This is a genomic window from Streptomyces sp. NBC_01294 (assembly GCF_035917235.1).
GTDB lineage: Bacteria > Actinomycetota > Actinomycetes > Streptomycetales > Streptomycetaceae > Streptomyces > Streptomyces caledonius.
In genome coordinates, this window is sequence record NZ_CP108423.1 from 6,121,461 (window position 1) to 6,142,057 (window position 20,597).

Below are 20,597 nucleotides of genomic sequence, written 5' to 3' on the forward strand. Positions count from 1 at the left end.
AATGGCGGCGTGGCCTTGGACGTTCTTGGCAGAGAACACGGCGAGGAGGAGTGGTGTCGGTGCTTGATCCACAGGGTTTGTACGAATGGGACGCCAAGGGCCTGGCGGTGGCCGATCTGGCGGTTGCCCAGGACTCGGCCGGGCTGGTCATGCTGTACCACTTCGAGGGGTACATCGACGCGGGTGAGGCCGGGGAGCAGATCGTCGAACGGCTCCTGGACACCCTGCCCCACCAGGTGGTCGCGCGCTTCGACGCGGACCGGCTGGTGGACTACCGGGCGCGCCGCCCGCTGCTGACCTTCCAGCGCGACCGGTGGACGGAGTTCGAGGAGCCGAGGCTGGAGGTCCGGCTCGTCCAGGACGCCACCGGAGCGCCCTTCCTGCTGCTGTCCGGCCCGGAGCCGGATGTGGAGTGGGAGCGCTTCTCCGTTGCCGTCCGGCAGATCGTCGAGCGCCTCGGGGTCCGGCTCTCGGTCAACTTCCACGGCATCCCGATGGGCGTCCCGCACACCCGCCCCGTGGGCATCACCCCGCACGGCAACCGGACCGACCTCATGCCGGGCCACCGCAGCCCCTTCGACGAGGCGCAGGTGCCGGGCAGCGCGGAGTCCCTGGTGGAGTTCCGGCTGGGGCAGGCCGGGCACGACGTGCTGGGCGTCGCCGCACACGTACCGCACTACGTCGCGCGTTCCCCGTACCCGGACGCCGCGCTGACGGTGCTGGAGGCGATCACCGCGGCGACCGGGCTGGTGCTGCCGGCCGTGGCGCACGCGCTGCGCACCGAGGCGCACCGCACGCAGACGGAGATCGACCGGCAGATCCGGGAGGGCGACGAGGAGCTGATCGGCCTGGTGCAGGGGCTGGAGCACCAGTACGACGCGGTCGCCGGAGCCGAGACGCGGGGCAACATGATCGCCGAGCCGGCGGAGCTTCCGTCGGCGGACGAGCTGGGGCGCGAGTTCGAGCGCTTCCTCGCGGAGCGTGAGGGCGAGGGCTGAGGTCCGGTCTCAGGCCTCGGGTCTCGGGGTGGAACCCAGGGCCAAAGGTCGGGCTCGGGGGCCTAAGCTGTGGGGCATGCTGAAAGTAGGCCTGACGGGCGGAATCGGTGCCGGCAAGAGCGAGGTCTCGCGACTGCTGGCGGGGTACGGGGCGATCGTCGTCGACGCCGATCGGATCGCGCGCGAGGTCGTGGAGCCCGGTACGCCGGGGCTCGCGGCCATCATGGCGGCCTTCGGCGAGTCGGTGCTGACCGCCGAGGGGACGCTGGACCGGCCAAAGCTGGGGTCCATCGTGTTCGCGGACCCGGCGAAGCTCCAGACGCTCAACGCGATCGTGCACCCGCTGGTCGGGGCCCGGTCGGCCGAGCTGGAAGCCGCCGCGGGGGCCGGCGCGATCGTGGTGCACGACGTACCGCTGCTCACCGAGAACGGCCTGGCGCCGCTGTACGACCTGGTGGTCGTGGTGGACGCGGCACCGCAGACGCAGCTGGCGCGACTGACCGCGCTGCGCGGGATGGCCGAGGAGGAGGCGCGGGCGCGGATGGCCGCGCAGGCCTCGCGCGAGCAGCGGCTCGCGGTGGCGACCCTCGTGATCGACAACGACGGGCCGCTGGAGGCGCTGGAGCCGCAGGTGCGCAAGGTGTGGGAGGAACTCACCGCGCGGGCGGCGGGCGGCGCCGCCTGACGCCTGACGCCTGACGCCTGACGCCTGACGCCTGACGCCTGACGCCTGACGCCTGACGCCTGACGCCTGACGTCTGACGTCTGGTGTCCGACGTCCCGCGTTTCGCGTCTCGCGCTCGACGTCTGACGTGTGCACGGAATAGGGGGTGGGGCGGGGGCGTTGAACGCGCCCGTAGAGGGAAGGATTTCGACCGTGTCCGAGACCACGCGCCCCACCCCGGCCAGCCCGGAAACACACGTCATCGACTACCGGGCCGCCGAGCACCTGCTCGCCGCACGTGACCCGCGCGGCGCGGTCAAGCTGCTCGACTCCGTCATAGCCGCCCACCCGGAGAACACGGCGGCGCGGCTGCTGCGGGCCCGGGCCTTCTTCGCCTCGGCCCAACTGCGCCCGGCGGAGCTGGAGTTCGAGCTGGTGCTGGAGCGCGAGCCGGACAATGCCTTCGCCCACTTCGCGCTGGCCCGCACCCATGAGCGCGCGGGCCGGCCCGAGCAGGCCCGCAAGCACTTCCGCCTGGCCGCCGCCCTCGATCCGCAGCCGGACTACCTGGCGGCGGCCCGCTTCGACGACCAGGCCTGATCGACGCGCCTACCAGCCCACCGGCTCAATGGGGGCGCGGCGGTTCGTACGGCGGGACGTCCGGGCCGGGCTGGTAGTGCGGCCCCTGGTGGATGTGGCGCAGGACCATGAACAGGTCCACGGTCACGACGACCGCCAGTGCCCCGCAGGCGGCCGCCCATCCGGGACGGCCCGCCAGTGAGAAGACGGCCGTCCCGCCGACGGCCCAGATCAGCCCCCAGACGCCCAGCCAGAACCGCAGCCGCAGCGGGCTTCGCGCGGTCACCGGCTCGTTCCCCGAACGCATGGACATCGCCTCTCACGTCTCACGTCCATGGTCCCACTCCGGCAGGTCACGGGTTGAGCTTGTTCACGGCCTTCGTGGTCGTCTTCTTGAAGTCGGCGACCGGAGCGTGGGACAGGTTGCCCATCTCGCCCCACTTCACGACGGTCACGGTGGCGCCGTCGCGCCCGATGCCGAAGAGGTGCACGCCGGGTTCGGAGTCGGGAATCGAGGTGTGGACCCCGTAGACGTGCGCGCCCTCCTCGACGGGGAGCGTCCCGTAGTCCTGCCAGGAGGCCGTACCGCCCGGGGTCGTCCGCAGCCAGTCGGCGGCGCACGCCGCGACCTTGCGCTCCAGGGTGCCGACGAGCTTGGCGGCCGCGGAGGGCGAGGCGGACCGTACGGAGACCTGCACGGCGCCGGTGTCGAACTCGGTGCCGAAGTCGCGGTGCCAGCTGCCCGTCGCCGGAAGCGCGCCCTCCAGGCAGAACGGCGCGAACTCGGGCAGCCCCTTGGTGACCGCGCCGGCGTACCAGGGCGAGCTGGGGTGCGGCGGCAGGTCGGTGCCGCTGAGGAACCCCGGCGCGGTGGCGGCCGCGGCGGAGGTCGAGGTGGTGAGGACGAGGGCGGTGGCCGTCGCGACGAGGGCGGTGGCGAGGGTGGCGGCGGTGTCGGAGCGTCGGAACATGGTCGGTTCTCCCCGTTGGATGCTGTGGTGTGCCTGACGAGCGCGTTCGGCTCGGTGAGCTCCCTCAGCCTGTTCCCCGGACGGTGCGGCGGGCCACGGATTGCGGCGAATCCGGGACACTGGAACGGCCGTACGCGCTGTCACCTGGGGGAACACCTCATGCATGGAACGCAGTCACGGAACGCGGGACGGGGGACGCCGTGGGCGAGGCCGAGAATTTCGCACGGCTGATGCGGGAGCTGAAGGAGCGGGCCGGGCTGAGTTACGGCGCGCTGGCGCGTCGGTTGCACACGAGCACGTCGACGCTGCACCGGTACTGCAACGGGGACGCGCTGCCGGCGGAGTTCGCGGTGGTGGACCGCTTCGCGCGGGCCTGTGGGGGGTCGCCGGCGGAGGCGGTGGACCTGCACCGGGCGTGGCTGCTGGCGGATGCCCGGCGGCGCGCGGGGGGTGAGCCCGCGCCAGCGCCGGCACTTGAGACGCAGGCGGTGTTGGAGCCGGAGCCGGAGCCGGAGCCAGAGCCGGAGCCGGTCGTGGTCGTGGCGCCGGCGCCGGAGCCTGCCGCTGCCGTGGGGTCCCGGCCCGGGCCCGGCCCGCTGCCCCGCGGGCCCTGGTACCGGCGGCGCGCGGTCGTCGTAGCCGCCGCGGGAGCGACGGCGGGCGCGGTCGCCGTGGCGCTGCTGGCGGTGGCCGGCCCGGAGCTCCGTGCGCCGCGCACCGGAGCGGGGGCCGGGGCGGGCCCGACGGCCCCGTCGGCGCCGGGATCCGGACCGGCCTCCGCCCCGGTAGCGACGGCGACGGGTGCGCCGCAACCGACGGCGCCGGGCGGCGGATCGGCCCCGGGGCCCGTCCCGCCCGCCGCGTCGCCGCCGGTCACGGCCACTGCCACGGCCTCGGCTCCGCATGCCGCTCCGGTGGTGCCCCTGAAGGCTGCGGTACGGACACACGTGTGGGCCGCGGGCTGCGATCACGCGTACCTGGCCGAGCGGGGCCCCGGCTCGGTGCCCCCGCCGCCCGTGGAGGCGGACGCGCCCGCCTGGGCGTCGGCCCAGCGCGCCGTGCACGCCGGGACCCAGATCGTGGAGGTCACCCTGCACGGCACGGGCGGGGGCGCCGTGGTCCTGGAGGACATGGAGGTCCGCGTGGCCGCGCGCCGCACCCCGCCGGCCTGGAACGTCTACCAGATGTCGCAGGGCTGCGGCGGCGGGCTCACCCCGGCCGTGTTCGCCGTCAACCTGGACGCGCCGCGCCCGCTGGCCCGCCCCGTCGCCGGGAACGACGCCGGGAAGGCGCTGCCGGCCCCCTCGTTCCCGCTGAGGGTCTCGGCGGCCGAGCCGGTCGTCCTGCGGGTGGAGGCGGTCACCACGGGCTGCGACTGCGACTGGTCCCTCGACCTGCGCTGGACCGGGCCGTCCGGCTCGGGCACCCTCCGCATCGACGACGGCGGCCGGCCGTTGCGCACGAGCGCGGCCACCGGCCGGCCCGTGTACGGCTACGCGCTGGAACAGGGCCGCTGGGCCCGCTGATCCGTTGATCCGCAGGTCAGCGGCGTTGTCGGTGGCCCCGCCTAGACTCGTCGGCAGAGAGGACCGACGGATCCGCAGGGACATCAGGAACATCAGGGACATCGACGGGGGAGGGGGACACCGTGACGGGACAGTCGCAGCCACGGCCGCGGCCATGGCCGCAGCCACCGCTGCAGGCATCCGCACTGCTGCGCCATGCCGCCGTCTTCCTGCCCGCCGCCGTGCCCCGCGAGGGGCGCGTCGCCTTCTGGGCCCCCGACGGCGATGCCCTGCCCGACATCGGCACGCCGGGACCGCTCACCGTCGTAGGACCGCACGGCGACGGGGTCCGCAGCCGGACCGTGCCCGCGGTGAGCTTCTCCGTCGCCTCCGCCCTGACCCTGCTCGCGCAGGCGCCCCGCAGCCCCGCCGCGCACGGCGCCACCCGCGCCTGGGGCACCGCCGCCGTGCAGGCGCTGACCCTGGCCGCCCGCGGCCGGCTGCTCCCCGGCCTCACCCCGGAGGGCGTCGACGCCTGGCGCGCCGGGCCGCTCGACGCCACCGACATCGACCACCTGCGCGCGGTCGCCGCCGCGCTGCCGTACGAGGGGTACGCGACGCCCCTGGCCGGCCGCCGTCCGCTCCAGCTGCCCGAACCGGAGGCGCTGGTCCGCGCGTTCCTCGACGCCGTCGCCGACGGACTGCCCCGCACCCCGGCCGCGGCCGTGGCCGCCGGGCGGCCGTTCGCCGCGCGGGAGGCGCAGCGGGTGCCCGGGATGGAGGCCTGGGCCGCGCAGGTCGCGGCCGGCTCCGACACCGGCGTGGGGATATCGCTGCGGCTCGACCTGTCCTCCTTCCGCCTCTTCGACGAGGCCGAGGGGGAGGACACTCGGCGGGCCGGGGCCGCCGTCGTCCAGGTGCACAGCCTGGCCGATCCGACCCTGGTCACCGATGCCGGGCAGCTGTGGGCGGGCACGGCAGCGGCCGGGTTCGGCCCGCGCGCCCGGATCGACGCCGTGCTCGCGCTGCGCCGGGCCGCGCGGGTCTGGCCGCCCCTGCTGCGCCTGCTGGACCAGCCCGTGCCCGACGCCCTCGCCCTGTCCGACCCGGAGCTCGAAGACCTGCTGGGGGTGGTCGCGAGCCGGCTGGCGGCCGCCGGGGTCCTGGTCCACTGGCCGCGCGAGCTCGCCCGTACGCTGTCCGCGACCGCCGTCGTACGGTCCACCGCGCCCGGTTCGGCGACCGACGGGACCGCCTTCTTCGACGCCGAGCACCTCTTCGCCTTCTCCTGGGAGCTGGCGCTGGGCGGCGACCGGCTCACCCCGGGGGAGATGGACGCGCTGGCCCAGGCCCACCGGCCCGTCGTACGGCTGCGGGACCAGTGGGTGCGGGTCGACCCGGAGCTGGTGCGCAAGGCGCGCAAGCGGGAGCTGGGCGTGCTGGATCCGGTGGACGCGCTGGCGACCGCGCTGTCGGGGACGGCCGAGGTCGACGGCCTGCCCGTCGAGGTGGTGCCGGTGGGGGCGCTGGCCGCCCTGCGGGAGCGGCTGACGGGGGAGCTGGCCCCGCTGCCGCAGCCCGCCGCGCTCAAGGCCACCCTGCGCGACTACCAGGCGCGCGGCCTGGCCTGGCTGGATCTGATGACCTCCCTCGGCCTCGGCGGCTGCCTCGCCGACGACATGGGCCTGGGCAAGACCGTCACGCTGATCGCGCTGCACCTGCACCGGGACCGGCCCGAGCCGACGCTCGTGGTGTGTCCCGCGTCCCTCCTCGGCAACTGGCAGCGGGAGATCGAGAAGTTCGCCCCCGGCACGCCCGTGCGCCGCTTCCACGGCGGCAGCCGCAGCATCGAGGACCTGACGTCCAGCGCGGGCGGTTTCGTCCTCACCACGTACGGGACGATGCGCGCCAGCGCCCCCCTGCTCGCCGAACAGAGCTGGGGCATGGTCGTCGCCGACGAGGCACAGCACGTCAAGAACCCGCATTCGGCGACCGCGAAGGCGCTGCGCACGGTTCCGGCGCCGGCCCGGGTGGCGCTGACCGGTACCCCGGTGGAGAACAACCTCTCCGAGCTGTGGGCGCTGCTCGACTGGACCACGCCGGGGCTGCTCGGTCCGCTCACCGCGTTCCGGGCCCGCCACGCCCGCCCGGTGGAACACCAGCAGGAGGAGGACGGAGGCAATGAGGCGGCGGTCGCCCGGCTGTCCGCGCTCGTCCGGCCGTTCCTGCTGCGCCGCAAGAAGTCCGACCCCGGCATCGCGCCCGAGCTGCCGCCGAAGACGGAGACCGACCACCCGGTCTCGCTCACCCGGGAGCAGGTCTCGCTCTACCAGGCCGCGGTGGACGAGGCGATGGCCGTGATCGAGTCGAGCGAGGGCATGGAACGCCGCGGCATGATCATGAAGCTGCTGGCCTCGCTCAAGCAGATCTGCAACCACCCGGCGCAGTACCTGAAGGAGGAGCAGCCCCGGATCGCGCACCGCTCGGGGAAGCTCGCCCTGCTGGACGAGCTGCTCGACACGATCCTGGCCGAGGGCGGCTCGGTGCTGGTCTTCACCCAGTACGTGACGATGGCCCGCCTCATCGAACGCCACCTGTCGGCCCGGGGCATCTCCCACCAGCTGCTGCACGGCGGGACGCCCGTGCCGCGCCGCGAGGAGCTCGTCGACCGCTTCCAGGCCGGTGAGGTCCCGGTCTTCCTGCTGTCCCTGAAGGCGGCGGGCACCGGGCTGAACCTCACCCGGGCCGGCCACGTCATCCACTTCGACCGCTGGTGGAACCCCGCCGTCGAGGAGCAGGCCACCGACCGCGCCTACCGGATCGGCCAGACCCAGCCCGTGCAGGTCCACCGGATCATCGCCGAGGGCACCGTCGAGGACCGGATCGCGGAGATGCTGGAGGCGAAGCGGGCCCTGGCCGACGCCGTCCTCGGCTCCGGCGAGTCGGCGCTGACCGAGCTGACCGACCGCGAGCTGGCCGACCTCGTCTCCCTGCGGAGGCCCGCGTGATCACCGCGCGGGACGACCGCCGCCGCACCTTCGAGACGGTGCCCGCCGGGGTCGCGGCGGTGAGCTGGTGGGGCCGGGCCTGGGTGTCGGCCTTGGAGGAGGTCTCCCACGACACGGCCCGCCTGGCCCGGGGCCGTGCGTATGCCGAGCAGGGGCACGTCGACGCGGTGACCGTCACCCCGGGCCGGATCGTGGCGTACGTCCGGGGCAGCCGGCCCCGCCCGTACCGCACCGAGCTGACCCTGCCCGTCTTCGCGGACGCGGAGTGGAGCGAACTGCTGGAGGCGGTGGCGGCCGACCCCGCGGCGCTCGCCGCCCTGCTGGAGCGGGAGGTTCCGCAGTCGCTCGCGCAGAACGTCCTGCCCGGCGCGGGCGAGCTCGTCCCGCACTGCTCCTGCCCGGACGTCGGGCGTCCGCCGTGCAAGCACGCGGCGGCCCTCTGCTACCGGGCGGCCCGCCTCCTCGACGAGGACCCCTTCGTCCTGCTGCTCCTGCGCGGCCGGGGGGAGCGGGAGCTCCTGGACGAGCTCACCCGCCGCAATGCCGCCCACGCCGCGCGCGAACAGCCCGACGCGGCGCAGGACTTCCCCGGCGTCCCGGCCCGGGCGGCGCTCGCCCGCACCGGTCTGCCGCTGCTGCCCGCGCCGCTCCCCGCGCCCGCCGCCGCGGGCCTGCCGCCCGCCTACCCGGCCGACCCGGCGGCCCCGGACCCGCTCGCCCTCGACCAGCTCGCCTCCGACGCGGCCGCCCGCGCCCTCGCGCTCCTCACCACCGGCGAGGACCCGATCGCCGGGCTCACCGTCTGGCAGGACGCCGTCCGGCTGGCGTCCGCGCACGCCACGGCAGGCCTGACGGGCGCGGCCCGCACCCTCTACCGGGATCTGGCCCGCGCCACCGGCCGCACCACCACCGACCTCGCCCGGGCCGCCGCGGCCTGGCGCCAGGGCGGCCGCCCCGCCCTGGCCGCCCTGGAAGAGCCCTGGGATCCCCCGGCGGGCCCCTTCGACCGGGCCCGCCCGCTGCTCCTGGCCGCCGCCCAGGGCTCCTTCCGCCCCGAACGCAACCGCCTCACGGCACACACCCGCCAGCTCCGGCTCGGCCGCGACGCGCTCTGGTACGCCTACGAGTCCCGCCCGGACGACGAGGACTGGTGGCCCACGGGCCGCCCCTCCCCGGACCCGGTCACCGCCCTGCTGCGCTGAGCCCGGAGGCCCAGCGGGTCAATGTCGTGAAGTCGCGGTCGCGCAGGCCGTGGCGCGGGTGGATGCGCAGGAGGAGGGCAGGGGCCGGGTGGTGGGCGGCGACCCAGGCCCGGTCGCGGGGGGTGATCATGTCGTCGACCCAGGCGAAGGGGCGGCCGGCCGCCCAGTGGTGGAGGTGGCGGGTCTTCCACGAGAGGCCCTCGGGGTCTTCGGCGAAGAGTTCCGGCCATTCGACGACGGACAGGTCGCCGGGCAGCCCGATGTGCGGGGCGATCAACGTGTTGGCCTGGTGCGTCCAGGCGGTGGCCCAGGCGAGTTCGAAGGGCAGGGCCAGCAGCCGGGCCCCGTGGGACGGATGGAGGCGGACCCGCGTGCCGCGCCGGGCGCTGCGGGACTCCGGGTCGCGGTAGGAGAGCCAGATGTCCGGTCGCATCCGGTGGCTCCGGTACCCGCGCAGGCCGGCGAGGGGAGACCGGAAGGGATTGAGGGGGCCGTCCACGTCGAGGAGGAGCAGAGGGCGATCAGTCATGAAGTAGCAGTACCCCGTACACGATTGAGTGAAATGTCCACCGGCCCTATAACCCGAATGGGTTTACCGCGTTATCTCCGGTGCGGGTGCAGCGCCCGCATACTCCTCCGGAAGGCAGGGAAGCTGTGATGCGTCACAGTCGTCGGAATGGCTTGATCGCGGCGGTGGTTGCGGGAGGTGGACTGGCGGTCGCGGGTGTGAGCGGATTCGCCCACGCCGACGCGGACGCGGATGGCCGGGCCGAACGCTCGCCGGGGCTGCTGTCCGGGAACCTGGTGCAGCTGCCCGTGCACGTCCCGGTGAACGCGTGCGGGAACACCGTGAGCGTGATCGGCGTACTCAACTCCGCCGCCGGCAACCGCTGTGTCAACGAGGCGCCGGGGGGTGGCGGCGGGCATTCCGGAAAGAAGTCCACGGGTCCGTCGACGTCAGGAGCCAGAAACGGCGGAGGCGCCGTGGCGGACGCACACGGAAAGGATTCCCCCGGGGTGCTGTCCGGCAACGGGCTGCAGCTTCCGGTCGAACTTCCGCTGAACATCAGCGGCAATGCCGTGAGCGTCGTCGGCGTCGGGAACTCCTCCCACGGCAACACGTCCGTCAACGGTGAGGAGCCCAGCGGTCCCAAGCCCGTCCAGCCGCCCGTCGTCGAGCCGCCCGTCGTCGAGCCGCCCGTGGTCAAGCCGCCCGTGGTCGAGCCGCCCGTCGTGGAGCAGCCCGTGGCTCCGCAGGCGCGGCCGGCCCCGCCCCGGCACACCGAGGCCCTCGCCCACACCGGGGCCGACGGCATCGGCTACCTCCTGCCCGGCGGCGGAGCGCTGCTGCTCGGCGGAGCTCTCCTCTACCGCCGCTTCCGTCTCAACTGAGGCGTCAGGGCGCACATGGCGGCAGGGTCGCGGCCCACACGGGCTCGTCCGGGGCGGACGGGGGGGCAGGTGTGGGCCGAGCACGATCGCGCTACGAGCCTGCCAGCTGCACGTCGGCGGTCCACGCGTCACCGAAACGGTGGTCACCCGCGCCGACTCCTGAGTACACCCCCTGAAGGCTCAGCCGCTCGCCGGGCGAGGCGGGTTCGAGGATCTCGCACAGCTCGGGGACGGTGGAAACGCCCTCCCCGTTCACCGTCGTGATCACGGCCCCTTGCCGGACCCCGGCCTTCTCGGCCGGAGAGCCCTTGCGGACATCGAAGACGAACAGGCCGTCCGTCCCCTCGCTCTGAAGCCGCTTGTGCGCGGCCTGCAGCGCGCTCTTGTCGATCTCGGCGGACACGGCCTGCTGTGGAAGGCTCGGATCCGACACCGCTCCGAGCCACCATCCGGGATCGTTCTTCGTCGAGCCGGCCGCCAGGCCCGGCAGTTCGGACTTCACCTGGTTGCTGCTGATGGCCTCGGCCACGCGGCGTTTTTCACCCGTGGGGTGCTGCTCGTCTATCCATGTCCCCGTGTTGACGCCGACCACTTCGCCGTCCTTGTTCAGCACCGGCCCTCCGGTGTCTCCGGGTTTCGTGGCCACGGAATGGTGGATCAGGGCAGGGTAGTCGGGGGTGGACAGGTGACCGACATCGGCGGCGGTCTCGTACGCCGCACCGGAGACGGCGACCGCATCCGCTCCGGGGGTGCCCGCATCCGGGTAGCCGAGCGAGGTGATGGGGTCACCGCCGAACAGCAGATCACTGTCCCCGAGCCGCAAGCCCTTCAGGCCCGTTTGCGGAGGGGTCAGTTTGAGTACGGCCAGGTCCTGGCACAGGTCACTGCCCAGCAACCGGGCGGAGACGGGAGCCCCGCCGGCCACGGCCACTTTCAGACCGCCTTCCCCCGCGATGACGTATGCGGTGGTGGCGATCAGTCCGCCGCCGGCGTCGTAGACAAAGCCGGTGCCGGACGCGGAGTTGCTCATGACCCGGACCACGGCGGACTTGGCCTGCTCGGCGTCGCCCGGAGCGGGCTCGCTCGCTGTCGCACCGGTGGCCCCGCACACCGAGACGAGGAGGGCCGACGCTGCGAGGAGACTGATGTGCGCACGCATGGCGGACCCCCTTCAGGACGGGCCGGGTCCCCCTCCTGACGCAGATCTCTTCTCGGCGCTGGTGCGCCTCTCTTTTCACCGTAGCCCCGAGGCCCCCGGGTGTCCTGGCGACGCCTGATCGGAAAGAGCCCCGGGGTCTAGGAGCGGGGCGTCGTACGCCACTCGTCGAGGATGGCGTCGATCCGCGCGGCCAGCCGGGCGCGGGCCGCGAACCGGGGGACTCCCGCCATCAGCAGCGCGTCGTACTCGGTGTCGGTGTGCCGCACCGCCGCCCGGACCGCGACCGAGACCGCCAGTTCGTCCAGGGCCCGGCCGGCCGCGGTGCGGCCCACCCGGCCGCTGCCGCGCACCGAGGCATGGGTGGCGATCGCCACGGCCCGGTCGGCGGGACACCCGGGGAACAGCCGCACTATCTCGGCGGCGAAGGCAGCCGTGAACCGGGTGTCCTCGGCCGCGCGCCGCAGCCGGTCGCGCTCCCGGCGGCGCGCCCGCGCCTCGGAGTCCGCGAGACAGGCGCGCTCCGCGTGGGCCAGGGCGGCGTCCTCGACGAGGAGCCCCAGGCGTTCGTAGCGGCGGCGGCGCCTGTTGAAGTGGACGACGACCGCGGAGAGCGAACTGGCCTCGCGGGAACGGCGGGTGAGCGCGGCATCCCCGCGCGGGAGGTAGACCAGATGTCCGAGATCCGCGCAGTCGAGACAGCGCGGCACACCGGACTCGCGCACGAGGTGCCGGAGCGGGCCCTGCCGGCACTCCGCGCAGTGGATCTGCTTCAGAGATGCGAACACCACCAGGCTCATACAGGTGTGATACCGCTGTATGGGCCTCATATCACCTGGTGGGGAAGGGAGGTTGATGTTTCATCGACTCTTCCGGGATGTCCTGTCACCCTTCTACGGTGGGGCGATGGACCGGGCGCCGGTCCACCGAGGAGGGCACATGGGTGGACGGCAGGCGACGACGGCACGGCCCGCAGGGGCGTGCTTCGTCATGGTTCCGTCGGGCAGGGAGATAGTCATCCCGCCGGGCGGCTGTACCGGATGGCACTTCCACCGGGTCCGGCTGGAGGCCGTCGTCCTGGCGGGGACCCTCACCCGGGTGCTGCACGACCGCACCGTCGAGGTGCACACGGCCGGGACCACCTTCGTGGAACCCGCGGGTATCCGGCACATCCACCTGGGCCACAACCTCGGCACCGAGCCGGTCGTGCTGCACGTGACCCCCGAACTCCCCGACGGAATCCCCTTCTCCATACCGGCCCCCGCCCCGCCCGGTGTCACCTCGGAGATCTGCGAGGAGCACACCCACTGAGCCCCGGCCGGGGAGGCCGGCCCTGCCTGCTCACACCAGTCGGCGTATTTCCCCGCGGACCCGGTAGAAGCCCCCTGAGGCGGCGTGCAGACCGTCGACCACGTACCGGGCGCCCGCCTCCCGGATCCCGCGCGGGAACTGCACGTTCCACGAGGGCTCGAAGCCGCCCGACACCACGTGGACCCGCATCCGGCCGCCCTGCTGGACGCACTCCACCACCACACCGCCCGCCGGCGCCGAGGCCATCGAAACCGTCGCCACCGCCGCGGCCGACGCGGCCGGGGTGAACACCGGCAGCGCCGCGGCCGACTTCACGTCCACCGGCGCCGGGACCGAGCCCTGCTGGGCCGACGCGATCGCCTGCTCGCTCGCATCCACGCAGACCAGCGAACCGTCGGTGGTGACGAGGTACAGCCGCTCGTCCAGGTACTGCATGGACAGCGCCGACCCGCCGCCGGTCCCCAGCTTCCACAGCCGCCGCCCGTCGGCGTCGAAGCAGTAGACCGAGGAGGAGGAGTCCGCGGCGAAGACGTGCCGTCCGTCGGGCGAGGTCGCGCACGAGTACACCGCGGCGTCACACGCGTAGGAGACCTCTATCGCGCCGGTGGCCTTCGACAGCCGCTGCACGGAGTTGCGGACCGTGCCCGCATACACCGCGTGGTCCTCCTGCCAGCCGAACAGCACCCCGCCGGGGGTCCTGGTGTGCCACAACTGCCCGGTGCCGTCCGCGGCATAGGCCGTCACACCGCCGCTGTGCCCGTGGAAGACGGCGCGCTCGTCCGCCCGGACCATCCAGGCGCCCGTTCCGCCGGACTTGCGCGACCACTGGTGCTCGTCCTCGTGGTCGATGACGGTCAGGCCGCCACCCGCGTCGGAGACATTCAGAACGCCCTCGTGGATGTCGAGCCAGTAGATGTCCACATCCGCCGCGATCGTGTAGGCCCCGAAGGGAACCTTCGACGACAGGTCGTACACCGTGCCGTCGTCACAGCCCGCGTATATCCAGAAGTCGTCCGCCACCAGGCACTTCACCCCGTCCGGCAGCGAATACCGGGCCAGCACCTCGCCGCCGTGGCTCAGCGTGTAGACGTCGCCGGCCTGGTTGCCGACCCAGCAGCGGTCCTCGTCCACATGGATCCCGAAGGCCGCGGAGCCGGTACGGAAACGCCACAGCACCGGAGCCACCGCGCGGGCCGTCGACGGCGCCGAGGTCACCTGGCGGCGGGTCACCGACCGGGCGGCGCGCTGCCCCTGCACGGCCGGGGCGTACCCCTTGCGTACCTTCTCCCCGACCTTCTTGGCGGCGGCCGCCCGGGCCTTCTCGGCGGTCGGGAACGAGGAGACCGTCAGCTGGCCGTCCGCGCCGATGCGTCCGTACCGCACGGAGACGGCCGTGCCGTCCACGGTCACCTCGTAGAACTTGTGCGCCCCGCCGCCATCCTGCGACAGCTCCAGGTACGTCGTCTCCCGAGCCATGACAAACCCCTCCCCAAAAGGCAGGGCCGCCGGCTCCCTTTCCGCCGGTGATCCCTCGTGAAAAACGTTAGGGCCGACCACTGACAATGGGCCGGTGCAGTGGGAAGCGATCACATGGCAGCGGATGGCCGAGCGGCTCGCCGGTCACCTCGGCGACCCCGGGAACGCCGCCGCCGGGCAGGGCGGTTGGCAGCGTGTCGGCGTGGACGGAGCGCCCGCCGCCGGCACCGGCGTGCTCGCCGGGCGGCTCGCCGAGGCGCTGCGGCTGCGCGGGCGCCCGGTCCTGGTGGTGCCGGCCGACGGCTTTCTGCGGCCGGCCTCCCTCCGCTTCGAGTTCGGCCGCGAGGACGTGGACACGTACCTGGGCGGCTGGTACGACACGGCCGCGCTCTGGCGGGAGGTGTTCGGGCCGACGGATCCCGGTGGCAGCGGGCGGGTGCTGCCGGACCTCTGGGACCCGGTGACCGACCGGGCGACCCGCAGCCCGTACGTCGAACTTCCGGCCGGAGGTGTGCTGCTCGTGCACGGGCCGTTGCTGCTGGGGCAGTGGTTTCCCTTTGACTTGAGCGTTCACATCCGGCTGTCGGAGGGGGCGTTGGTGCGGAGGACTGAGGAGGCTGCGGGGTGGACGGTGCCGGCGTTCGCGCGCTACGAGGCCGAGGTGGATCCGGGGGCGGTCGCGGATGTGGTGGTGCGGGCCGACGATCCCAGGCATCCCGCCTGGACCGGGATCCGGGGGCGGTGAGGATCACTTGTGCGGGGTGCGGGTGCCGCTGCGCGGAGCTGGTCCCCGCCCCGCCCTTTCTCCGTTTCCCGGGCGCTGCCCGGACCCGCGCCTCAAACGCCGGCGAGGCTTGAAGATCGGGGCTCCGCCCCGGACCCCGCGCCTCAAACGCCGGCGGGGCTGAGAGGTTGGGGCGTTGCCCGGACCCGCGCCTCAAGCGCCGCCGGGGCTGGAGGAGGGCCGGTGGGGCTGGAGGTTGTGTTGGGTGGGCCGGTGGGGTGGGGTTATGGGCGGCCGCCCGGGTGGGTTATGGCCTGGGCTGCGGCTTGGCAGCCCGTGCGGGTGGCTTCCGCGGGGGTTGCGCCGTCCAGGCGGGCCGCCAGGAAGGCGCCGGTGAAGGCGTCGCCGGCGCCCGTGGAGTCCACCGCTTCGACCGGCTCCGCCTCGACCTCGGCGGTGATCCGGCCCCGTTCGGCGACCAGCGCCCCGCCCGCGCCCAGGGTGACCACCACCAGCGGCACCCGCCGGCTCAGCTCCGCCGCCGCCCGGGCCACCCCCGCCGGCTCCGGCAGCCCGGCCAGCAGCCGGGCCTCGTCCTCATTGGGCAGCAGGACGGACGCCCCCGCCACGGCGTCGAGGAAGCGCTGCGGCCCCAGCGTGACCAGGAATCCGGCCGAGGCGGGGTCCACGCTCACCGGCACGCCCCGCGTCCGGGCCGCCCGCAGCGCGACCATGGCCAGCTCCCGGCTGCTGTCGGCGAAGAACAGGTAGCCCGACAGGTGGAGGTGAGCCGCCCCGTCCAGCAGGGAGGGGGCCCAGTCGGCGGGGCACAGCCGCAACGAGGCCCCGCTGTCCGTCAGGAAGGTCCGTTCCGCGTCCTTGCCGACCAGCGCGACCACCGTCCCGGTCGGCTCCTCCGGGTCGATCACCAGCCGCGGCCGCACCCCCGCGTCCACCAGCGCCCGTTCGTGCCACCGCGCCGATTCGGCGCCCACCCGCGCCAGGAGGCGTACCTCCGCCGTCCCCGTACGGGCCGCCCAGCACGCCGCGTTGGCCCCGGCGCCGCCCGGCAGGGTCCGGATGCGGGCTGCGGTGTCGGTGGCCGGAGCGAGTGGCTCCGGATGTATCGCCACCACGTCCGTCACCACGTCCCCGACGACGAGCAGCGCGCCGGCCGCGGTCATGCGCGCGCCGCCCAGGCCCCCGCGATCCGGGCTCCGAGCCGTACGTTGCCGCGCACCGCCGCCAGGTTCGCCTCCAGCGAGGCCCCGTCCGTCGCCCGTACCAGGAACCCCAGCAGGAACGGGGTCACCGCCTGCCCCGTGATCCCCTGCTCGCGGCATGCGGTGAGCGCCTCGGCCAGCACCCGGTCGTGCAGTTCCGGATCCAGCTGCAGGTCCTGCGCCACCGGATTGGCCACCAGCAGCGCCGACTCCGGTCCGCCCAGCGCGTCCTGGGCCGCCATCACCGCCGCCACCTCCTCGGGCCGGTGCACGGTCCAGTCCACCGGCTCACCGGAATCGGCCAGGTAGAACCCGGGGAAGCGCCCCGTCCCGTACCCGAGCACCCCCACCCCCAGCGTCTCCAGCCGCTGCAGCGTGGCCGGTACGTCCAGGATCGACTTCACCCCCGCGCACACCACGGTGATCCGCGTCCGCGCCAGCAGCGAGAGGTCCGCCGACTCGTCCTGCGTCTGCGCCCACTCCCGGTGTACGCCGCCCAGCCCGCCCGTGGCGAAGACCCGCAGGCCCGCCCGGGCGGCCAGGAAGGCCGTCGCGGACACCGTCGTCGCCCCGGTCGCCCCTGCCGCCAGCGCGGGTGCCAGATCCCGGTGGCCGAGCTTGCGCACGCCGTCGCCGCCCGCGATCCGCTCCAGCCGCGACTTGTCCAGGCCCGCGTACGCCACCCCGTCCACGACCGCGATCGTCGCCGGAACAGCACCCTCCGCGCGGACCAGCGCCTCCAGTTCCAGGCCCACCTCCAGGTTGCGGGGGCGGGGCAGGCCGTGCGCGAGGATCGTCGACTCCAGGGCCACCACGGGCTTGCCCCGGGCGAGTGCCTCGCGTACCTCGTCCGACAGGACCGGGACCTCAGATGTTGTGTGCTGTGACATGTCCCCATCCATGGCACGGGATTGACGCCCCCAAACGCACTCCCGCCACACCCGTCCCAACCTGTCCGAGTAGCGTTCCCTCATGGACACGCGGGGCTTCTACGACGAGCTGGCCGAGCGCTACGACCTCATGTACGCCGACTGGGACGCGAGCATCCGCCGTCAGGGGCGGGCCCTCGACGCCCTGCTCACGGCCGCGCTGGGCCCGGGGCCGCACACGGTCCTCGACAACGCCTGCGGCATCGGCACCCAGGCGCTGGGCCTCGCCCTGCTGGGCCACCGGGTCACCGGGACCGACCTCAGCCCCGTCTCCGCCGCCCGCGCCGCCCGCGAGGCCGAGGCGCGGGGGATCGCCCTGCCCGTCGCCGCCGCGGACATGCGGGCCCTGCCCTTCGCGGACGCCTCCTTCGCCGCCGTGGTCTGCGCCGACAACGCCCTGCCGCACCTGCTGACCGCCCGGGACGTGCGCGCGGCGCTGGCCGAAACCCTGCGGGTGCTGCGCCCCGGCGGCCTGCTGCTGCTCTCCACCCGCCCGTACGGGGAACTGCGCCGGGCCAGGCCGCAGAGCGAGGCCCCGCACGTCCGCACGGGCCCCGAGGGCCGGACCGTCACCTTCCAGCTGTGGCACTGGCACCCCGACGGGGAGCGGTACGACCTGGAGCTCTTCCAGCTGCTGCCGACCGGCGACACCTGGACCACGCGGACGTCGACCGCGACGTACTGGGCGCTCGCGGAGGAGGAGACGGCGCAGTACGCCGGACAGGCCGGCTTCGCTGACCCGCTCTGGCACGCACCGGCCGACACCGGATTCCACCAGCCGGTCCTCGCCGCCAGGCGCCCGGCCGGACCCGGGCGCTGGACAGGGTGACTCGTCCGCCGGGCCGTTCCTGGACGCTGTGGTCACCGCGCCGCGCGGGCGGGCCGCACTAGGCTGGCGCGCCATGAGCACCAGCGATCACTCCGCCGTCCCAGCCCCCGCCCCCGCCCCCGACCTCGGCCCCGCCTCCTTCTCCTTCTCCGTCGCGGACGTCGAGCTGGAGGCCGACGACCTCGCCCCCGAGCAGATCGTCTCCGGCGACCCCGTCGTGACGGGCAAGGTGCTCTGGGAGTCGGCCGACGGCAAGCAGGTGCGCGGGATCTGGCAGATCACCCCCGGCGTGGTCACCGACATCGAGGCCAACGAGCTGTTCGTCGTGGTCAGCGGCCGCGCCACCGTCGAGGTCGAGGGCGGCGGGACCCTGGAGCTGGGGCCCGGCTCGGCGTGCGTGCTCCGGGAGGGCGACAAGACGACCTGGACCGTGCACGAGACGCTGCGCAAGGCCTACCACATCAGCTACTGACGCCCTTCGTGGCAGGCGCGGCGACCACGGCGGCGGCCGGGGCGGGCACGGGATGGCGGCGCGCCGTGAACAGTGCGAGCGCGGCCATCGGCAGCAGCAGCGCGGCGCCGACGGCGTTCAGCCAGCCGTAGCCCGCTTGGGCCATGATCAGGCCGGCGGCCGCGCCGCCCACGCCCGCGGCCGTGTTCATCGTGAGGTCGCTCAGGCCCTGTACGGCGGCCCGTGCGGGCTGCGGCACCGAGTCGGTCAGCAGCGCCGAGCCGGACACCATCCCGGCGGACCAGCCGAGGCCGAGGAGGAAGAGGCCGAGCGTGCTCTGCCCGTGGCTGGGCCCGGCCGTCCCGGCGAGCAGCGCGGCGACCGACAGCAGTCCCGCGGCCAGGCCGATCACGGACAGCCGTCCGAGCCGGTCGGCGAGCCACCCCATCACGGGCGAGAAGGCGAACATGCCCGCGATGTGACCGCTGATCACGAGCCCGATGAGCTCCAGGCCGGCCCCGTGGTGGTCCAGGTCCATCGGGGTCATCACCATGATCGAGACCATGGTGGTGTGGGACACGGCGACGGTGACGAGGGCGAGCCGGGCCCGCGGCGAGGCCTTAACGGCGGTGAATCCGGCGCGCATCGAGCGGCTCTCGCGGGTCTGCTCCTCGGGTGCGGCGAGTGCCCGGGCCGTCAGCAGCGGGTCCGGGCGCAGGAGTACGGCGATCAGCGTGCCGGTGAGCAGGAAGACGGCAGCGGCCCATACGAAGGGGCCCGCCGTCTCGGGTATGGAGGTCCCGGCGAAGCTGCGGCTGGCCGGGGCGGACAGGTTGGGGCCGAGCACCGCGCCGATGGTGGACGCCCACACGACGACGGAGATCGCCCGGGCCCGGCGGTCCGGGGCGGCGAGGTCCGCGGCGGCGAACCGGGCCTGCAGGTTGGCGGAGGAGGCGGCGCCGAAGGCGGCCATGCCGAGCAGCAGCAGCGGGAAGTTCCCGATCGTGGCGGCGAGCACGACGAGGCCCGCTCCGGCGGCCCCGATCGCGTAGGCCAGGACCAGCCCGGGGCGTCGGCCGCGCGCGGTCATCAGGGCGGCGAGCGGCAGCGAGACCACGGCGGTGCCGATCACCGAGGCGGTGGAGGCGAGGCCGGACATGGCCTCGGTGCCGCTGACCTCGGTGGCGAGCACGGGGGCCAGGGCGATGCTGATGGGCACGCCCAGGCCGCCGAGGACCTGGCCGGCGATGAGGACCCGGGAGGTGCGCCGCTGCAGCCGGGCCAGTTCCGGAAGGCCGAGCGGCGCCGCCGGCCGGTCCTTGCCGGGCGAGGCGGTCACGCCGTGCCCCGCTCGCGCGGGTGCGTGACACGGGGCGCGGGGGACGCGGACGCGGTGAGGCCGGGTGCGGCGGCAGCAGTAGTCACCGCCGCAGTGTGCCACCCCTTACTGCCCGGCGGAAGGTGACGGTGTCCCGGCGGTGACCGCAGGTCAGGCCGCCGTTCGGCACAGGGCCACGGTTCGGCACAGGGGCACCGTTCAGCACACGGGCGCTGTTCAGAACAGCGGCTGCGGCAGCACGCCCTCCAGTGCGAGCAGCTGTCGCTTCGTCTCCACGCCCCCGCCGAACCCGCCGATGCCCCCGTCGTTCTCCACGACCCGGTGGCAGGCCACCACCAGCGGCAGCGGATTCGACCCCATCGCGTTGCCCACGGCCTGGGCGGCGCCGGGCTGTCCGGCCCGGGCGGCCAGTTCCCCGTAGCCGACGACCGAGCCGTACGGCACGGACCGGTCGAGCTCCTGGAGCACCTGCCGGTTGAAACCGGAGCTGAGGCGCCAGTCCAGCGGCAGCTCGAAGCGCCGCAGCGAACCGGCGAAGTACGCGGCGAGCTGGCGTATCGGCTCGGCGAGGAGCACTTCCTCGCCCGGCGCGGGCCGCAGGGCGTCGGCGCCGAGCCGCGAGACGAGCGGGCCGATCATCCGGTCGACCCGGTCCGGCTCGGCATGGAACTCGACCCGGACCAGGCCGTCCGGGGTCGCGGCCAGGAGGAGGGGACCGATGTCGCTGGCGACGACGGTCCATTCGAGGTGCGGCCCGCGGGGCCGCTCGGTGCTGTCCACGCCCCCACCGTACGGCTCCCCCCTGACAACCCCGCCGCCGATCGCCCCGATCGCCCCGAT

At 74.3% G+C, this 20,597-nt stretch carries 21 protein-coding genes; 11 read left to right on the top strand and 10 right to left on the bottom strand.

What is annotated here, in order from left to right:
- The first annotated feature begins 59 nt into the window (after nucleotides 1–59).
- The 3 genes from OG534_RS27665 to OG534_RS27675 all read left to right on the top strand — a co-directional run bounded on the left by OG534_RS27665 (nucleotide 60) and on the right by OG534_RS27675 (nucleotide 2,262).
- Nucleotides 60–998, top strand: coding sequence for a PAC2 family protein (locus OG534_RS27665; RefSeq protein WP_326591555.1), 939 nt, complete (start codon nucleotides 60–62; stop codon nucleotides 996–998).
- A 76-nt stretch (nucleotides 999–1,074) separates the two neighbouring features.
- A complete protein-coding gene (gene coaE, locus OG534_RS27670; protein WP_326591556.1) occupies nucleotides 1,075–1,683 on the top strand; it encodes a dephospho-CoA kinase in 609 nt (202 codons plus the stop codon).
- Between the two features lie 192 nt (nucleotides 1,684–1,875).
- Nucleotides 1,876–2,262 (top strand): tetratricopeptide repeat protein, encoded by a 387-nt coding sequence (locus tag OG534_RS27675; RefSeq protein WP_326591557.1) that lies wholly within the window; start codon nucleotides 1,876–1,878, stop codon nucleotides 2,260–2,262.
- A gap of 25 nt (nucleotides 2,263–2,287) precedes the next feature.
- Here the strand turns inward: OG534_RS27675 and OG534_RS27680 are convergent, their stop codons facing one another.
- A complete protein-coding gene (locus tag OG534_RS27680) occupies nucleotides 2,288–2,548 on the bottom strand; it encodes a DUF6343 family protein (RefSeq protein ID WP_326591558.1) in 261 nt (86 codons plus the stop codon).
- Between the two features lie 46 nt (nucleotides 2,549–2,594).
- Nucleotides 2,595–3,212 (bottom strand): hypothetical protein, encoded by a 618-nt coding sequence (locus OG534_RS27685; RefSeq protein WP_326591560.1) that lies wholly within the window; start codon nucleotides 3,210–3,212, stop codon nucleotides 2,595–2,597.
- 200 nt (nucleotides 3,213–3,412) lie between these two features.
- Here OG534_RS27685 and OG534_RS27690 point away from each other — a divergent pair, with 200 nt between their 5' ends.
- From OG534_RS27690 to OG534_RS27700, 3 genes are all read left to right on the top strand, one after another.
- Nucleotides 3,413–4,738 carry a helix-turn-helix domain-containing protein gene (locus OG534_RS27690; protein ID WP_326591561.1) on the top strand — a complete coding sequence of 442 codons (1,326 nt, stop codon included), beginning with the start codon at nucleotides 3,413–3,415 and terminating at the stop codon, nucleotides 4,736–4,738.
- 170 nt (nucleotides 4,739–4,908) lie between these two features.
- Complete coding sequence (locus OG534_RS27695; RefSeq protein ID WP_326593889.1) at nucleotides 4,909–7,725, top strand: DEAD/DEAH box helicase; 2,817 nt, start codon at nucleotides 4,909–4,911, stop codon at nucleotides 7,723–7,725.
- Nucleotides 7,722–8,927 carry an SWIM zinc finger family protein gene (locus OG534_RS27700; protein WP_326591563.1) on the top strand — a complete coding sequence of 402 codons (1,206 nt, stop codon included), beginning with the start codon at nucleotides 7,722–7,724 and terminating at the stop codon, nucleotides 8,925–8,927. Before OG534_RS27695 ends, OG534_RS27700 begins: the two co-directional genes overlap by 4 nt.
- Here OG534_RS27700 and OG534_RS27705 read toward each other — a convergent pair.
- Nucleotides 8,908–9,456, bottom strand: a complete 549-nt coding sequence (locus OG534_RS27705) for a hypothetical protein (RefSeq protein WP_326591565.1) — start codon at nucleotides 9,454–9,456, stop codon at nucleotides 8,908–8,910. The genes OG534_RS27700 and OG534_RS27705 overlap by 20 nt on opposite strands.
- Before the next feature lie 197 nt (nucleotides 9,457–9,653).
- Here OG534_RS27705 and OG534_RS27710 point away from each other — a divergent pair, with 197 nt between their 5' ends.
- Nucleotides 9,654–10,319: a chaplin gene (locus tag OG534_RS27710; RefSeq protein WP_326591566.1), complete on the top strand. Its 666-nt coding sequence runs from the start codon at nucleotides 9,654–9,656 to the stop codon at nucleotides 10,317–10,319.
- Nucleotides 10,320–10,410: 91 nt separating this feature from the next.
- On the opposite strand, the gene OG534_RS27715 is transcribed toward OG534_RS27710, so the two are convergent.
- Nucleotides 10,411–11,478 carry a S1C family serine protease gene (locus OG534_RS27715; protein ID WP_326591568.1) on the bottom strand — a complete coding sequence of 356 codons (1,068 nt, stop codon included), beginning with the start codon at nucleotides 11,476–11,478 and terminating at the stop codon, nucleotides 10,411–10,413.
- Nucleotides 11,479–11,615: 137 nt separating this feature from the next.
- Nucleotides 11,616–12,275, bottom strand: coding sequence for a DUF2293 domain-containing protein (locus OG534_RS27720; protein ID WP_326591569.1), 660 nt, complete (start codon nucleotides 12,273–12,275; stop codon nucleotides 11,616–11,618).
- Nucleotides 12,276–12,414: 139 nt separating this feature from the next.
- On the opposite strand from OG534_RS27720, the gene OG534_RS27725 reads away from it, so the two are divergent.
- Nucleotides 12,415–12,786: a cupin domain-containing protein gene (locus tag OG534_RS27725; RefSeq protein ID WP_326591570.1), complete on the top strand. Its 372-nt coding sequence runs from the start codon at nucleotides 12,415–12,417 to the stop codon at nucleotides 12,784–12,786.
- Nucleotides 12,787–12,816: 30 nt separating this feature from the next.
- Here OG534_RS27725 and OG534_RS27730 read toward each other — a convergent pair whose 3' ends face one another.
- Nucleotides 12,817–14,262 carry a WGR domain-containing protein gene (locus OG534_RS27730; protein ID WP_326591571.1) on the bottom strand — a complete coding sequence of 482 codons (1,446 nt, stop codon included), beginning with the start codon at nucleotides 14,260–14,262 and terminating at the stop codon, nucleotides 12,817–12,819.
- A 94-nt stretch (nucleotides 14,263–14,356) separates the two neighbouring features.
- Here OG534_RS27730 and OG534_RS27735 point away from each other — a divergent pair, with 94 nt between their 5' ends.
- The gene (locus OG534_RS27735; RefSeq protein ID WP_326591573.1) at nucleotides 14,357–15,007 is read left to right on the top strand and encodes a uridine kinase; all 651 of its coding nucleotides are present in this window, start codon (nucleotides 14,357–14,359) and stop codon (nucleotides 15,005–15,007) included.
- 263 nt (nucleotides 15,008–15,270) lie between these two features.
- Here OG534_RS27735 and OG534_RS27740 read toward each other — a convergent pair whose 3' ends face one another.
- Both OG534_RS27740 and OG534_RS27745 read right to left on the bottom strand, forming a co-directional pair.
- Entirely contained in the window at nucleotides 15,271–16,170 is a 900-nt protein-coding gene (locus OG534_RS27740) for a carbohydrate kinase family protein (protein WP_326591574.1), read from the bottom strand.
- Complete coding sequence (locus OG534_RS27745; RefSeq protein WP_326591575.1) at nucleotides 16,167–17,099, bottom strand: pseudouridine-5'-phosphate glycosidase; 933 nt, start codon at nucleotides 17,097–17,099, stop codon at nucleotides 16,167–16,169. The genes OG534_RS27740 and OG534_RS27745 overlap by 4 nt, the downstream gene beginning before the upstream one ends.
- An 82-nt stretch (nucleotides 17,100–17,181) precedes the next feature.
- On the opposite strand from OG534_RS27745, the gene OG534_RS27750 reads away from it, so the two are divergent.
- Nucleotides 17,182–17,967 carry a class I SAM-dependent methyltransferase gene (locus tag OG534_RS27750; protein WP_326591576.1) on the top strand — a complete coding sequence of 262 codons (786 nt, stop codon included), beginning with the start codon at nucleotides 17,182–17,184 and terminating at the stop codon, nucleotides 17,965–17,967.
- A 73-nt stretch (nucleotides 17,968–18,040) separates the two neighbouring features.
- The gene (locus OG534_RS27755; RefSeq protein ID WP_326591577.1) at nucleotides 18,041–18,439 is read left to right on the top strand and encodes a cupin domain-containing protein; all 399 of its coding nucleotides are present in this window, start codon (nucleotides 18,041–18,043) and stop codon (nucleotides 18,437–18,439) included.
- On the opposite strand, the gene OG534_RS27760 is transcribed toward OG534_RS27755, so the two are convergent.
- Both OG534_RS27760 and OG534_RS27765 read right to left on the bottom strand, forming a co-directional pair.
- Nucleotides 18,429–19,757, bottom strand: a complete 1,329-nt coding sequence (locus OG534_RS27760; protein ID WP_442807158.1) for an MFS transporter — start codon at nucleotides 19,755–19,757, stop codon at nucleotides 18,429–18,431. The genes OG534_RS27755 and OG534_RS27760 overlap by 11 nt on opposite strands.
- Before the next feature lie 216 nt (nucleotides 19,758–19,973).
- Entirely contained in the window at nucleotides 19,974–20,537 is a 564-nt protein-coding gene (locus OG534_RS27765) for a methylated-DNA--[protein]-cysteine S-methyltransferase (RefSeq protein ID WP_326591578.1), read from the bottom strand.
- Nucleotides 20,538–20,597 lie beyond the last annotated feature (60 nt).